This window comes from Methanolobus sp. ZRKC3 (genome assembly GCF_045291275.1).
In the GTDB taxonomy this organism is placed as follows: Archaea; Halobacteriota; Methanosarcinia; order Methanosarcinales; family Methanosarcinaceae; genus Methanolobus.
The window spans coordinates 1,231,226-1,244,634 of the sequence record NZ_CP146982.1; the positions used below are offsets into that span (position 1 = coordinate 1,231,226).

A 13,409-nucleotide genomic window follows, 5' to 3' on the forward strand; every position below is an offset into this window, starting at 1 on the left:
CAAATGGATGTCTAATTCATGAAAAAAGGAACAGGTTTCAAGAAATCAAATATCTGCAGGTCACTTGTATTAATAATTGTCTTTTCTTGCTTGCTGATAAGTATTAATTCCACATCAGGATTCTATAATGTCAATGGGAGTGACTCATTTAATAGTTCCATGGAACAGATCATCGAATCAAGTCATCTGATAGAACTTGATCTTAACCACGAAGGTACGATATTTGTACAGGAGTCCATTGTATTTTCCGTCAGCGGAGAAGAAGCTTTGGACAATCTGATCATTCACATCCCTGAAACAGCGGAAGTAACATCATTCAAACGTATCGAAATGATGGGGACCGACTCAAAGCAAATTGAATACCTCAGGGATCAGGATGCTTTATACTTCAATGATTCAGAACGTCTATACCAATCTTCAATGCCTGCCCTTTATGAGATAAGCTATGTGCTGGAAGATGGAAAGAATGCCTATTCCCATTCCTTCTCAAAAGTTCTTCATGACTCTGAAAAAACATCTTACCCAATCTCCAGACTGGCAGTTGTAGTCAACTATCCTGAAGGTGTGCATGTAAGTCTGACAGATGCTATAGGCAATGCATTGAAAGCAGATGAAATAAAAGATGAATCCAACACAGTATCATTTACATGGACATCTCCTGACTTTGACGTGCTTCTTGTGAGTACTCACAAAGCGGTTGAACAAGGATCCGCCAAAAATATTCAGAATATATTTGTATTGGCTCTGGTATCTGTGACCGCTTTAGTTCTGGTTTTCGTTCTTTATTCAAAAAGAAAAAAGAATGCAGATATTCATGACCTTGAAGACCGTTATGAAGCCTTGCTGGCAGTAATACTCCAGACAGAGGAAGACCGGAAGAACAAGGTAATCTCAGATCAGGAGTTCAAAGCACTGCATAAGAAGTACAAGCAGCAGGCAATGGAAGTCAAAAAGAAGATGGCGGCATTACAGAATAAATAGAGAAGGAATATTAAGGGGAGTTTTAAGAAAAATTATTAGATATTAAGGTTTTTTAAGAGGATTTCAGGGACGTTTTTCCCCATAACTATCCCCCTCTTCCGGTTCTATACTACTGACATCCGATGTCACCCAGCCAACATCATAACTCTGCCCGCAGCTTGGACAAATAAGCCCGATTCTCATATTCCCTTCTGACATCTCTTTAAAATACACATGAAAACCTCTCTGGTATCCACATTTTTTGCACACACGAAATTCTTGCTTCCCCTCATTTTCAGCCATAATTAACAATCATCAGTAATCCTTAAATTCTTTTTTGCTTCTGCATATTCTTTCACATGAACAAACAGGTTTAATTTAAAGGAGAGTATGATAGATTCATGAAAAAGGGGATCATATTTGATGTAGATGGTGTACTCGTCGATTCAATGCCTTATCACGCCAGTGCATGGGTAAAGGCATTTGAAACTGTGGGAATCAATGTCAGAGAGGATGAGATATATGAGATCGAAGGCTCAAACCATGTTGGTGTTATAAACCTCATATTCGAAAAAGCCGGAAGAGTACCAGATACTGAAATGTATGAAGATCTACTTCAGAAGAAACGTAGCCATTTCATGAAGAATAACAAATCACTGGTATTCGAAAATATGCAAGAGTGCCTTGGAAATCTTAAAAGTCACTATAAGCTAGCCGTTGCGTCAGGTGCAGACAGGACTATTGTAACAAGCCTGATGGATAAATTCTATCCGGATATTTTTGATGTTATCGTTTCAGGTCAGGACGTGAAACATGGGAAGCCAGACCCAGAACCCTACCTGAAGGCTGCGGATATGCTTGGTCTTGATGCCAGGGATTGTCTTGTGGTTGAGAATGCGCCCCTTGGAGTCATATCTGCAAAAAGTGCCGGTATGTATTGTGTGGTAGTACCGACTTACCTTGCTCCCGAAAAACTTCAGGAAGCTGATCTGCTACTTGAAGATCACAGTGCACTTGTAGATTACCTGAACAAACTTGCAGCTAGTGAATCTAGCATTGAATAAGGTTGATTAAAAAAAGAATAGTAGTACGGTTAAACTAACCGTACAGTTTCCAGATTTGTCAAAGCTCTTGTTTCAAGCTTATTCTTCTTATGAATGGAACTTGCAAGATCGATGCAAGACCTCTCATCACCATGTTCGGTGAAAACTCTTTCAGGTCTTGGCTTCATCTTCTTGATATAGTCCATCAATTGTTTTCTGTCAGAGTGACCAGAGAAACCATCAACAACTTCCACATTCATGTTCATGCTGACAACATGAGTTCCATCTCTTGTTGATATCGGAATTTCCTTCCATCCCTTCTGGATCCTTCTTCCAAGAGTTCCATCTGCCTGATAACCAACGAAAACAAGTGTGTTCTTGTTATCTTCAGCAAATTTCTTGAAATATTCGATCACAGGACCTGCGTTCATCATACCTGAGGTAGCAAGGATCACACATGGCTGCGGTTCATCGAGTATCTTCTTACGCAGTTCGTTTGAGTCCACTGGTTTGAAGCATTCCGCAAGGAAAGGATTTTGTCCCTTCTGGAAGATCAATTTACGCAGATCATTGTTAAGATATTCAGGGTAAGTTGCATGGATTGCAGTTGCTTCCCATATCATTCCGTCAAGATACACAGGAACATTTGGTATTTCTCCCTTGCGTATTGCATCCTCAAGAACGATCATGACTTCCTGACTTCTACCTACCGCGAAGGCCGGAATAAGAACTACACCATCCTGACTCAGCGTTTCATTCACTACCTGCTTGAGGTGATTCTCAGCATCCTGGAGTGATGGCTGCGTAGCATTTGAGCTTCCGTAGGTTGATTCCATGATGACACTTTCAACACGTGGGAACTTATTAACAGCAGGATCGAACAATCTTGTCTTCTCATACTTGAAATCCCCAGTGATTACAACATTGTGGAGTCCGTCACCAATATGGAAATGAGATACAGAAGAACCAATAATATGTCCTGCATTATGGAATGTCAGCTTAACATCAGGTGCAATGTCAGTAACTTCCTCAAAGTCAAGAGTTATGGTATGTTTCAACACTTCTCTTACATCTGCTGAAGAATAAGGCGGTCTTTTTCCTTCTTTTGCAGCTACATCTATATAGTCAAGCTGCAGAAGAGCCATAAGATCGCGTGTTGGAGGCGTACAGTATACAGGCCCCTCGAATCCATATTTATAAAGAAGCGGAACGAGTCCCTGGTGGTCAAGGTGAGCATGCGTCAGCACCACAGCATCGATCTGGTTGATGGGGAATGCCTCGGGAACATAGAGGTAAGGAGTCATATTGTCTTCAGAAGCAACATTGACACCACAGTCGATCATTATCCTTGATTCTGGTGTGGAAATGATGAAACAGCTACGCCCTACTTCTCTTGCCCCTCCGAGGGATGTAACCCTTACCCATTCGTCCTTGGAAGTACATCCTCGATGTATTTTTCTTCCTACGCCTTTGAGAATATCCTTCCTTTCCTTATGATTGGTACGCATGAATTCACGGATGTTCTTGACTGTCCGTGACTTGATAGGTGGAGTTCTAACGACCTTTGGAGTCCATCCGATCTTCTTTGTGATCTCTCTTAATGTCTCTCCATGTTTGCCGATAACGAGTCCCGGCTTTTCAGCCTCTATAATGACTTCACCTACATCAAGGTCAAAATGAAAATTAGAAACGCCAGACTCGGATGGAACAGTTTCTTCTATTTTTGTGATGGATTCTTCAGGTGGCATCAACACCCTTGGATCAGGACGTACAACAATACGAGTTCTCAAGGCCTTTGCCAGACCCCTGACTATATTGCCATTATCCGCAAATTTCTTCGGTTCTTCAGTATAAACAACAAGCTGTGGGCCTTCAAATTCAACATTAGAAATAGTGGTGCCAGCAGGCAATTTATCTTCGATTTTTTTCTTAAGATCAGATAGTACTTCTTCTACCGCCATTAAAACAGCCTTCCTGTAAAAAAGTAAAAATATGAGTTGTTAAAAATAATAAACATTTTTAAAATTATGCTTAATATGAATCAAGAGGAAGGGGGAACTATTATAGCCCTTCCCTCATTTTCTTCACATCTTCCATGTCAAGTCTTCTGTAAGAATCTTTTTTAATAACTACTACATCAATCCCTTCACCAGATGCAGAATCTCTCTTCATTGCATTGTGAAGTGCTCTTACGGCAAGTTCCACACCTTCATCGGTGTTCATACTTTCCACATATCTGTCCTCAAGTACACCGTATGCCATTGGTGAACCGGAACCGGTTGCAACAGCTTTCGTTTCTTCGATACTTCCGCCCATTGCATCAAGTGAATACATAGCAGGACCGTTCTTGTCATATCCGCCCACAAGAAGCTGGACCATTAGTGGATAATATCTCTGTCCGCTCAATATATTTGAAAGCAAAGTTGTAAGCCCTTTAATAGTAACAGATTCCTTCCGTCTCATCTTGTAAAGTTTTGATTCGACACTTATCATCCTTACAATCTGTTGTGCATCGCCAACAGAACCTGCGGTGGTCATTGCCACAAGGTCATCTACCTGGTAGATCTTCTTTGCGGTCTTACTTGCAATAAAATTCCCCATTGTTGCACGCTGTTCAGTTGCAAGAACAACGCCATCATTGCACACTATCCCTACAGTTGTTGTACCTTTTAAATGCTTGTCATCAGTCACAGTTATACCTCATAACTAGAAAATGAGAAATTAAAATGATAAAAATGTTATATGCAATCAATTGCACACAGTTACCCATTAGGGATTTTTATATATATATGTATCCCTTGAGTTTAATAAAATCCAATATCTTCCGCAAGTGCCCTGACCCTTTTGATAGCTTTACCATCGATCTTGCCATTTACCATGAGAGAGATACGTTCTTCAAGGGATATTCTTTCAGTACCTTTGATAAGATTATCCGCATGTGCAACTACTTTCTCTTCTATTGTTTCAGGCATGTAATTATCTTCAGGAAGGTCAAACTTCAAAATTTCATCAATTGTTATTCCCGCACCGATATGCCTTTTTATGATCTCTGCTATTGATGCATCGATCTGCAGTTTTCTTGCGATATTTGCACCCTCTACGGCGTGCCTGATACTATGGGTCTTCGACCTTCCTATATCATGCAGTAATCCACCAATCTCAACCAGTGCAAGATCAATTTCAATGCCATCGTCCGCAAGCTTATTTCCAATCTCTGTCGCAAGCTCTGAAACAGCAATGCAGTGTTCTATTACGCCTTTACTGCATCCTGCTTCTTCAAGTATCTGTAAAGATCTTTTTCGAGATATCATATAATTATTCAGTTTCAATTTCAATGATACGCTTTTTCATTTTTTCAGTTAATTTTGAATTATCATCGAACATCATATCCTCCCCACAGTCAGGGCAGAGGAATTCACATTCAGTTGCCTTGCTAAAATTCATACGGTTGCAGCCTTCAGGGCAGATGTAAAACACATTATTATCTTCAAACTCAAGGCGTGTCTTCAGGTTTCTGACAATCTTTTTCTTTTCTTTCATAAGCTGTGGTCCAATGTCCTCCAGATCGAGAGTCCATAGGTAAGTTAACCAACCACTACTGGAATCACGTTCCCGCCTGCAGACTGCAAGTTTGTTCTCATTGAGAATAAAAAGAGTCCTTCTTACGATATTGAGAAGTATTCCTGTTGACTCAGCTATCTGTTCGTCAGTAACTTCGCCTTCAGGCATATTCTTAATCATTTCCACTCCTTCTTCACCTGCAAGCCGAACGAGATATCCACTGACAACCGGATCATTTATATCTATCAAAACCTCACCTCATGAAATATATGTTTAATGTAATGTATTGAAATATTAATTTTTGGTAAAAATGCATGTTACAAATATTATCGTAAAACCTAATGATATTATCCCCAGGGCCTATTTACATCTAAGGATTCATGTATAAACATAGCGCTGTTTTTAAGTTCATTTACGACCTCCTCCCTTGTGCCCCCTGTTGCAAGAACTGAGGTTATTGGCTCATTTGCACAACTGACATGACCGCAATTAGGGACATCAGCACTTCTTTTCTTTAGTATTCTTCCCCGTATCTCTTCAGTGATCTCAACTTCCCTGTTTCCATACAGGACTGCCCTGCCGGCATATTGACAAACAGGAGAGTCCGGTATGCTTATCTGTCCCTCAAAAGCTTTCATGTGCGCATCAAAAATATTAATTTTGCTTGCCAGTTCCACTGTATCCAGACTTCCCTGGAATCGAGCATTTACCTCTAAGATGACAGGACCTTTTTCAGTGACCAGGAAATCAACACCATTAGAACCTATCAACCCTATTTTCAGTATTAATTCCTCGGCAAGTTCCTTCATCCTGCCAGTATATGGACTCTCAAAAGGTGTAATGTTCCCACAAAACGCAAATGGCATATCTGTTAGCCAGGGAATACCTATAAGTTGCTCATTGACAGCCACTGAGTGAGCAGCATCTTTTGTAGAAATTACAGAAACACTTGCAGGTATGCCTTCCAGATATTCCTGTATTAACATGTCTTTTTTTGATAATGGTATCTCCCCACCCTCAAGAAAATCCAAATAAGAGTCCAGTTCATCCCTGTTTTGGATGACCCTGTTGAATATACCGCCACCGCCACAAACAGGTTTTACCATTACAGGATAATCAATTCCCATTCCCCCGTCCAGAGAAAATTTCAGAGGATGTGGAAAACCCATAGTTTCAAGGACATTTGCAAAAATGGATTTGTCCGTAACTTTTTGCATTGTAGCAACATCATTACGCAAGATCGGATACTTGCAATTCGGGATCTCTATGGTCTCAAATCCAGATCCTGGAATGATAGCATCAAAATCGACTCCGAATTCCTCGATCAGTTGTAGTATTTCTTCTACCTTTATGCTTTTTACATCGAATCCATCTTCGATGTCAAACTGTATGGCAGCATCTGCGCACTCATTCAGGTCATGGTCACAGAATGCATCCAGGGCGTACATGTTGTAGCCAGCCCGTTTTCCCGAGCAGACAACATTACGGGTACTGAATCCGATCACAAGTATGTTCTTCATAATGACTAAAGGCTCAAAGGTTGTTTTTTCTCGAGACTTCTTCAGGTAGTGCTATTAGTCCATGAGATGTCTTGACCACAGCTATCTCATCACCCGCTTTTGCGCTTAAGAGAACCGGTTTCTTTATAGTTACTGTTTCAAATGTATCAGGATCAAGCACCATCAACTCGTTATTTTCAATTGCAACCAGTACTGCATTTGCTGCAGTGCTTCTTTTTGCGATCAAGGTTGCCCCTTTTACCTCATCAGGAGGAGCCAGGAATCGTGACCCATTGAGAAGGTCCGTACCAGTTACATTCTTTCCGAATTTCCGGACCTCAATTACCCTGTCCCTCAGTTCAATGATGTCACCTGCCGAGAATTCGGGAAGTCTCATGGAAAAGGTGTTCCTATAGACATCTTTTCCTTCCTTTCTCCCAAAAAGTGTGGGTGATTCGGAAAAACTACCCCCCAGGTATGATTCGATTTCTTTGCAAATATGACGGCTGGCGTTGGTAGAGCCTACATAAATATCAAGTCCATCCTTGTCTTCTGCACTATTTGAAATAAAGGCAAATCGGTCCCCTTTCTTGTGCATTCGTTCAAGGACTTCATTAGTTATTCGCATGCATTTTTGTATCTCTTCGGGACTGGGCTGACGATTTGTAGCCCGTATCTGAATAATGGCCTCGAAATAACCCCCTGATATCCTGCTGCATGCATCACATGCCTCCCTTGTGATACGCACTTCGGTTTTCAGTTTCTGATGTAGAGGCATGCCCATTACGCTTGCATTTATCTCTACTTTCACACGATACATATGAGGTGATAATTGCCTTGGCTCAAAATAGATCTCTATGTCCTCGGCCCTGTCATGAATGAACAATGCATCTTCAATAGTATTGAACACAATATCTTCGATGCTGCCCGTATTAGCCCATTTGTTCTTGTTAAAACGCGCACCGCAAGTTGCACATATCTTTGCATGCAGGACAAGAGGTAATTCTGCAAGTTTAAAGTTTTCAAAGAAACAGTCCTTACACCGACCATCATAAAGTTCTTGTGTCTCATTCCCACACTTGGGACAAATAGTATTTTTCATTGTTTATTAGTTTCCTGGATTGGTAAATTACTATGAAAATAATTGGACAGGAGATTCCTGCCAGGGTGCTTATTGCATCAAAGTATATTTCAGGCTTCCAGCACCAATTTTTGCAGCGTGGTCCACATGAATTACCGGGTCAACACCCCACACATCATCAATGGTTCCACTGTTCTCATTATGCATCTTCTTATTTATAAGGTCTATACTTGCCTTGTCTATAGCAACAGGATCCTTTGATGCAAGTATACCAACATCTCCGGCAAATACAGGTGCCGAAAAATTAAAGCAGTCACATCCCGGAGTCAGGTCAAATATCCAGTTGATGTATCCGATCCTTGAACCAAGTGCCTTTACAGGACCCATGGAAGCTTCCCCGAGTAGCTCCTGCAATGGTTTAAAATAACCCGCAGGTGAAGCAATTGCAGCATACTTACAAGCAGTCATACATGCCGTTTCGCCTTTGCATTTACTCTTATCAATAATGGCTTTTCCGCTTTCAAGGTTAATAACATCCCACGGACAATACTTCACACATGCCCCGCAACCTACACATTTCTCAGCGTCTACTTCAGGTATCCCCGGTGCATGTACTTTTGCTTTCCCTGCTTTGTCCAGACATCCCATTCCAAGATTCTTGATAGCTCCGCCAAATCCTGAAGCAGGATGTCCTTTGCAATGAGATATCACAATCATTGAATCTGCTGCTGCGATGACTGAAGCAACAGTTATATCCTTGAGCCGTTCTCCCCCCAGTTCTACCGTAACGCTATCATCCCCATGAAGTCCGTCTGCACATATAATGGGGGCGCCCATGCTAGCATGTGTAAATCCATTTGCTGCGGCAGTTTCAATTACTTCTACTGCATTGAATCTTCTGCTTCTGTACAATACTGTGGTATCAGTGACAAAAGGTATTCCCCCTGCAGCCTTCACCATATCGACCACAGTCTTTACGATTATCGGACGTACATAAGTGGTATTCCCATATTCCCCAGGGTGTATCTTAATTGCAACAATATCCCCTTTTCTTACAGGGGACATCTTCGGGAACAGGGCAACTATCTGGTCAACTTGTGTATTTTCAGGACCAATCTCTTCTGCAGGTGTAAAATAAACTTCACTCATGTTACGTTCATCCTTGGCCCAAATCCAGGCCTGTAATTAGTTATATGTTTGCATTATGTATATTTTATAGTATGGCATGGAAGAAACCGTCTGATGAATTGATCTCCGTCCTGGAAGAGTCTATGGATGGCAGGTTAGTAGAACCAAGAAAAATGTTTGGATGTCCTGTTTATTTTGTTAACAGGAACATGTATGCTGGTGTGCATGGCGATGGCTTCATGCTTAGACTGACACCAGAAGACCAGAAGAAACTCTTTGAGAAACACGATGAAACAGCACCTTTTGAACCCATGGGCCGCAGGATGAAGGAATACATTATTCTCCCCCCAGATGTCTATGACAATAAAAAAGAGCTTGATAAGTGGCTAAACATTTCTTATGATTACGTAGCCACACTTCCCTTAAAAGAAAAGAAGAAAACGAAAAAATAATCATTTTAAATTATGCTTGCTCACAGATCGCTGTTTGAACACAGGAGATTTCCTTGCCATTTAGTGGCAGATAGAAGATAAATGCGATACCTTCACCACCTACATCATTTAAACCAATATATCCTTCGTGCAATTCTATGAATTTTTTGGTAACTAAAAAACTCAGTTCTTCTTCACTGCAATCATCCGAATCTACCAGATTTATCTGTAAGAACCTTTCACAAATAATGTTCTTATCGACCTCAGAGAGAATCGTACCTGGATCCCTTATTGATACTTTTAGCATGTTAGAAATGATGGTCAGATCAATTTTAATACGGCTTCCTTTATCGGCAAACCGGATAAAGTGAGAAAGTAAATTGTATAGAATTTGCTTGAACTTTCTTCTGTCAGCATACATTTTGTCAACAAGAGGATCGGTACTCACATCCAGGTTGATGTTTTCCCTTGTTCTGGCTGGGTTTATTGCATCCACCACTTCAACGATTGCTTTCATCACATCAAAGTACTCATAACTCAGATCAGTATTTTGAGTTTCCAGCGTGAAAACACCTAACATCCCATTGACAACATCAGAAAGTCTTTTCCCACTAACATGGATATTATCCACATACTTAGCTTGGATTCCAGTTAGACTTTCAAAGCTTTCGTTTCTAAGTACATCAGAAAAACCAAGAATTGCATTGAGAGGCGTTCTGAGCTCATGACTCATATTTGTCAAAAACTCACTCTTCGCTCTATTGGCTGCTGCAACAATCTTTGCGTCAATTAGTGAATTTTCCATACCTTTTCTTTCGGTAATATCCAGAATAAATCCTCGCATTCCAATGACTTCACCTTCACCTATAGTTGTAGAAGCAATTATTACATTGAGAGTATACCCGTTTTTCGTGATCAACTGATATTCTGTAGGATTTAGTTCATTGCCACATCTAAGTTTTTCAAGCCGATGTCCCAGTTCTCCCCTATTTTCCCGAGAAACAATATCTACCAGATTTATTCCTGTATCAATGTCATCAACAGAATATTCAAGCAGGTCAAATCCATTTTTGTTCAGGTATGTTATATTTCCATGCAGATCAGACTCATATATTGCTGCAGGCAACATTTCAGCCATATCTTCAAAGCGCTTTTTGCTGATACGTAATTTGCTTTCTATTATTTTTCTATCTTCTATCTCTTGTAATGTGCGTTCATGAAGTATACATGCTTTAATGGAAATTGCAAATTTGGAAATCACATTTTTCAGTTTGTTCAGAAACATTTCATCAGATTCTGGATCAATTGAGTAAATTTTCAAAAATCCGACTTCTTCTAACGGAAAAATGAAGAAAGTGCCCTTGTCTATTTTTTTTTCAAATATAATCTCTTTGAAAATATCTTCATTCGAACTTACAGAAACTGGTTTCCCATTTTTGATGAGTGAAAACAGAATATTCGAACGTTGGATCTTTGTTCTATCAACACGGAATTTTGGATTTGCATAAGCAAGAGTTATGCAATCAGCTTCAGAGTGAGATGATCCCTTATCGAGCCAGACAGACGCAAATGCCAGATTTTCACGCAGTAATAGTTTACTTATAAAAGCATCACAGTTTTTTTCCAGTTCAAGCGTAGTGCCAATTGATAGCGAAAGCTCATAAAGGAGAGAGATATCGTTAATTATCTGGCAATTAATATTACTTGTCATGGAAACGGCCTATAACTACAGTCTCATTGAAGTACTCGAGCACCCCTTCACCATAGGAGGAGATCTCTCCAAGGGAAACCACACCTTCAGGAATATTTTTTTCATCCACAGATACAAGGATATCATTGATGGATTCCAGTTCCATATTCATTTCATCTTTCAGGATCATTTTCCTGCTAATACATTCTATGATAAGATCATTTCTTGATGCTTTATTTGTTGTCATGGCACTGATAGCTGCCCTGGACGATTCATTTAAAAGCCCTGTTTTTGTCCCATGCAGTATATTGACAATTGCATTTTCAGGAATTGAACCTACACAAACCAATTCGCTATTGTTGTTCACTGCTATGACTTCCCGGGCAATGTCCTCATTGCCTTTGCAGTGGATCCCAAGAGGAAATAATTTTGGCTCCTTCCTTAAACCATCAATTGAAACCTCATTGTTTGTGGCAGTTTCTATCAAGCTCCCATAAACTTCAAAGGCATTTTTCCAGTTAAGTTCCTCTACTTTGTTCTGACTGGCTTTTGTTATAACAAGAGGACCTATAAGCAGTTCAAAACCATGCCCCACCCCAAGCTCGGTCTCCATTTTTATAGGAACAATAACTGCTGCGTCTTTGAAAAAACCCGCTCCTGTGAATACACAGGCTTCCCTTTCAAATGAAGAAAAACCTGCCCCTCCCCCTATATAATTGAATGAATTACCCAGTTGGTTCGATATTCTGGAAAGTAAAAGTGATATGTTACCTGTCAGACCATCAGTTAGTATCATAACAGTGTATTTTGTGTTAATATCCAGTAGACCTTCACTAAATTCAGGCATTAAAAAACCATCTGTATCCAGATCTCTTATGATAAGTGGTTTCTGGATGTAAGGGAACTTTTGAATAACTGCGCCAGATCTGCGCATATCTGTTTTATGAATGAGTCCCGGGAATATGCCTCCAAAAAAATCAATATCCAGTTCATTTAATTGTTCAATGAGGCTATCAATATCTGTAGGGCTTTCTTCGCCAATAAGTATCATTACGGTTTCACTACTAGAGACTGCCATCATTTTGATATCTTCAACAAGGTTCTCTGCAGCTGCGTTACTGACGTACATGAAAATCACCGGTTTTCTTTACTTACTTTAATAGAGGTTACTTATATAAGTAATTGCGTAAATGTTACTTTAATGCACTTTTCATTTCATACAACAATGAACCACCATATTTGCGATGAGTAAAGAGCAATAGTATATATTCTATATATTATCAAGGCAACTAAATATAATATTTGGATTAAATATGTATATGCACAGTCCAATATTTACATTGTCGAATGAAATTGGAGCAAAACAATGCGAAACATTGAAAAATGTATTGATACATACAATAATAAAGTAGAAAGTGACTTTAAAATAATTGTAAATGGTCGCTATGAAAAAGTACAATGCCAGGATGAACTTGATCTGATCAGGTTCATGATTGGTGGGATTAATGCCAAATAGTGGGTTTGGCTCAGGAATTTGGGAGAAGGTAGTGTGAATACAGTAAGTGACTTATCTTGTGAATATTGTGGTATCGACCTGAAGAGGCAACTTATTGGCTCAAATGTTTTCTACTATTGCAACCTCTGCGGCAGAATTACTTCTGCCAAGGATATGGTAACCATAAAGATCAACAATGATGGAGTGGGAGCATGTGTATAATAGAGCAGATCGGCTATTCCAGAGAGAATAAAGAAACTTACTGTACTAATTGTATCATACAGCGGGAAACAGGAAAATGTGAATACCTGAAATATCTGGAAACAAAAGTATCTGTGGATGTAAGTTCAGAATATATTCAGGAAATAACCATAGATGAATGTGGTTTTTAGAGTATTATCCTCTTAAAAAACATTTTTTCTTAATAAATTGACAAAACTGCCAACATATGCAGTTATGTTCACTTTTTTTCAGTTGTTAATTTTTTCATGGCTGGCTTTTGCAGCAGAATCAAATAACTC

16 protein-coding genes are annotated in these 13,409 nt (G+C 39.7%); 6 read left to right on the forward strand and 10 right to left on the reverse strand.

Translation table 11 applies throughout. The annotated features are described in order from the left end of the window. Nucleotides 1-18: 18 nt before the first annotated feature. Entirely contained in the window at nucleotides 19-981 is a 963-nt protein-coding gene (locus V7O66_RS06175; RefSeq protein WP_406662234.1) for a hypothetical protein, read from the forward strand. A gap of 63 nt (nucleotides 982-1,044) precedes the next feature. Here V7O66_RS06175 and V7O66_RS06180 read toward each other — a convergent pair whose 3' ends face one another. Then, nucleotides 1,045-1,263, reverse strand: coding sequence for a hypothetical protein (locus tag V7O66_RS06180; protein ID WP_406662236.1), 219 nt, complete (start codon nucleotides 1,261-1,263; stop codon nucleotides 1,045-1,047). A 98-nt stretch (nucleotides 1,264-1,361) separates the two neighbouring features. Here V7O66_RS06180 and V7O66_RS06185 point away from each other — a divergent pair, with 98 nt between their 5' ends. Next, complete coding sequence (locus V7O66_RS06185; RefSeq protein WP_406662238.1) at nucleotides 1,362-2,024, forward strand: HAD family hydrolase; 663 nt, start codon at nucleotides 1,362-1,364, stop codon at nucleotides 2,022-2,024. A 29-nt stretch (nucleotides 2,025-2,053) separates the two neighbouring features. On the opposite strand, the gene V7O66_RS06190 is transcribed toward V7O66_RS06185, so the two are convergent. The 7 genes from V7O66_RS06190 to V7O66_RS06220 form a co-directional block, all read right to left on the reverse strand. Continuing rightward, a complete protein-coding gene (locus V7O66_RS06190) occupies nucleotides 2,054-3,964 on the reverse strand; it encodes a beta-CASP ribonuclease aCPSF1 (RefSeq protein ID WP_406662240.1) in 1,911 nt (636 codons plus the stop codon). Between the two features lie 100 nt (nucleotides 3,965-4,064). Continuing rightward, nucleotides 4,065-4,694 (reverse strand): archaeal proteasome endopeptidase complex subunit beta, encoded by a 630-nt coding sequence (gene psmB / locus V7O66_RS06195; RefSeq protein ID WP_406662242.1) that lies wholly within the window; start codon nucleotides 4,692-4,694, stop codon nucleotides 4,065-4,067. A 113-nt stretch (nucleotides 4,695-4,807) separates the two neighbouring features. Then, a complete protein-coding gene (locus tag V7O66_RS06200) occupies nucleotides 4,808-5,314 on the reverse strand; it encodes an HDIG domain-containing metalloprotein (protein WP_406662244.1) in 507 nt (168 codons plus the stop codon). Between the two features lie 4 nt (nucleotides 5,315-5,318). Beyond that, on the reverse strand, nucleotides 5,319-5,813 hold the full coding sequence (locus V7O66_RS06205) for a transcription factor (RefSeq protein WP_406662246.1): 495 nt from the start codon (nucleotides 5,811-5,813) through the stop codon (nucleotides 5,319-5,321). Nucleotides 5,814-5,911: 98 nt separating this feature from the next. After that, nucleotides 5,912-7,084, reverse strand: coding sequence for an ATP-grasp domain-containing protein (locus V7O66_RS06210; protein WP_406662248.1), 1,173 nt, complete (start codon nucleotides 7,082-7,084; stop codon nucleotides 5,912-5,914). 13 nt (nucleotides 7,085-7,097) lie between these two features. Next, a complete protein-coding gene (locus V7O66_RS06215) occupies nucleotides 7,098-8,165 on the reverse strand; it encodes a 60S ribosomal export protein NMD3 (RefSeq protein ID WP_406662250.1) in 1,068 nt (355 codons plus the stop codon). Between the two features lie 69 nt (nucleotides 8,166-8,234). Next, nucleotides 8,235-9,293, reverse strand: a complete 1,059-nt coding sequence (locus tag V7O66_RS06220) for a DUF362 domain-containing protein (protein ID WP_406662252.1) — start codon at nucleotides 9,291-9,293, stop codon at nucleotides 8,235-8,237. A 71-nt stretch (nucleotides 9,294-9,364) separates the two neighbouring features. Between V7O66_RS06220 and V7O66_RS06225 the strand changes: the two genes are divergently transcribed. After that, nucleotides 9,365-9,724, forward strand: coding sequence for a TfoX/Sxy family protein (locus tag V7O66_RS06225; RefSeq protein ID WP_406662254.1), 360 nt, complete (start codon nucleotides 9,365-9,367; stop codon nucleotides 9,722-9,724). A gap of 10 nt (nucleotides 9,725-9,734) precedes the next feature. Here the strand turns inward: V7O66_RS06225 and V7O66_RS06230 are convergent, their stop codons facing one another. Continuing rightward, nucleotides 9,735-11,414 carry a PAS domain-containing sensor histidine kinase gene (locus V7O66_RS06230; protein WP_406662256.1) on the reverse strand — a complete coding sequence of 560 codons (1,680 nt, stop codon included), beginning with the start codon at nucleotides 11,412-11,414 and terminating at the stop codon, nucleotides 9,735-9,737. After that, a complete protein-coding gene (locus V7O66_RS06235) occupies nucleotides 11,404-12,522 on the reverse strand; it encodes an FIST signal transduction protein (RefSeq protein WP_406662258.1) in 1,119 nt (372 codons plus the stop codon). The genes V7O66_RS06230 and V7O66_RS06235 overlap by 11 nt, the downstream gene beginning before the upstream one ends. Nucleotides 12,523-12,759: 237 nt before the next feature. On the opposite strand from V7O66_RS06235, the gene V7O66_RS06240 reads away from it, so the two are divergent. The 3 genes from V7O66_RS06240 to V7O66_RS06250 are packed head-to-tail and all read left to right on the forward strand — an operon-like array spanning nucleotide 12,760 to nucleotide 13,280. Beyond that, complete coding sequence (locus tag V7O66_RS06240; protein ID WP_406662260.1) at nucleotides 12,760-12,909, forward strand: hypothetical protein; 150 nt, start codon at nucleotides 12,760-12,762, stop codon at nucleotides 12,907-12,909. Nucleotides 12,910-12,942: 33 nt separating this feature from the next. Then, complete coding sequence (locus V7O66_RS06245) at nucleotides 12,943-13,110, forward strand: hypothetical protein (RefSeq protein ID WP_406662262.1); 168 nt, start codon at nucleotides 12,943-12,945, stop codon at nucleotides 13,108-13,110. Continuing rightward, nucleotides 13,101-13,280 carry a hypothetical protein gene (locus V7O66_RS06250; RefSeq protein ID WP_406662264.1) on the forward strand — a complete coding sequence of 60 codons (180 nt, stop codon included), beginning with the start codon at nucleotides 13,101-13,103 and terminating at the stop codon, nucleotides 13,278-13,280. The genes V7O66_RS06245 and V7O66_RS06250 overlap by 10 nt, the downstream gene beginning before the upstream one ends. Nucleotides 13,281-13,409: the final 129 nt, after the last annotated feature.

Excerpts from the sequence above, each read along its gene's own strand:
- V7O66_RS06250 (WP_406662264.1), top strand. The coding sequence starts at position 13,101 with ATGTGTATAATAGAGCAGATCGGCTATTCCAGAGAGAATAAAGAAACT.
- V7O66_RS06215 (WP_406662250.1), bottom strand. The coding sequence starts at position 8,165 with ATGAAAAATACTATTTGTCCCAAGTGTGGGAATGAGACACAAGAACTT.
- V7O66_RS06210 (WP_406662248.1), bottom strand. The coding sequence starts at position 7,084 with ATGAAGAACATACTTGTGATCGGATTCAGTACCCGTAATGTTGTCTGC.
- V7O66_RS06180 (WP_406662236.1), bottom strand. The coding sequence starts at position 1,263 with ATGGCTGAAAATGAGGGGAAGCAAGAATTTCGTGTGTGCAAAAAATGT.
- V7O66_RS06235 (WP_406662258.1), bottom strand. The coding sequence starts at position 12,522 with ATGTACGTCAGTAACGCAGCTGCAGAGAACCTTGTTGAAGATATCAAA.
- V7O66_RS06200 (WP_406662244.1), bottom strand. The coding sequence starts at position 5,314 with ATGATATCTCGAAAAAGATCTTTACAGATACTTGAAGAAGCAGGATGC.
- V7O66_RS06175 (WP_406662234.1), top strand. The coding sequence starts at position 19 with ATGAAAAAAGGAACAGGTTTCAAGAAATCAAATATCTGCAGGTCACTT.
- V7O66_RS06220 (WP_406662252.1), bottom strand. The coding sequence starts at position 9,293 with ATGAGTGAAGTTTATTTTACACCTGCAGAAGAGATTGGTCCTGAAAAT.
- V7O66_RS06185 (WP_406662238.1), top strand. The coding sequence starts at position 1,362 with ATGAAAAAGGGGATCATATTTGATGTAGATGGTGTACTCGTCGATTCA.
- V7O66_RS06240 (WP_406662260.1), top strand. The coding sequence starts at position 12,760 with ATGCGAAACATTGAAAAATGTATTGATACATACAATAATAAAGTAGAA.
- V7O66_RS06190 (WP_406662240.1), bottom strand. The coding sequence starts at position 3,964 with ATGGCGGTAGAAGAAGTACTATCTGATCTTAAGAAAAAAATCGAAGAT.
- V7O66_RS06230 (WP_406662256.1), bottom strand. The coding sequence starts at position 11,414 with ATGACAAGTAATATTAATTGCCAGATAATTAACGATATCTCTCTCCTT.
- V7O66_RS06225 (WP_406662254.1), top strand. The coding sequence starts at position 9,365 with ATGGCATGGAAGAAACCGTCTGATGAATTGATCTCCGTCCTGGAAGAG.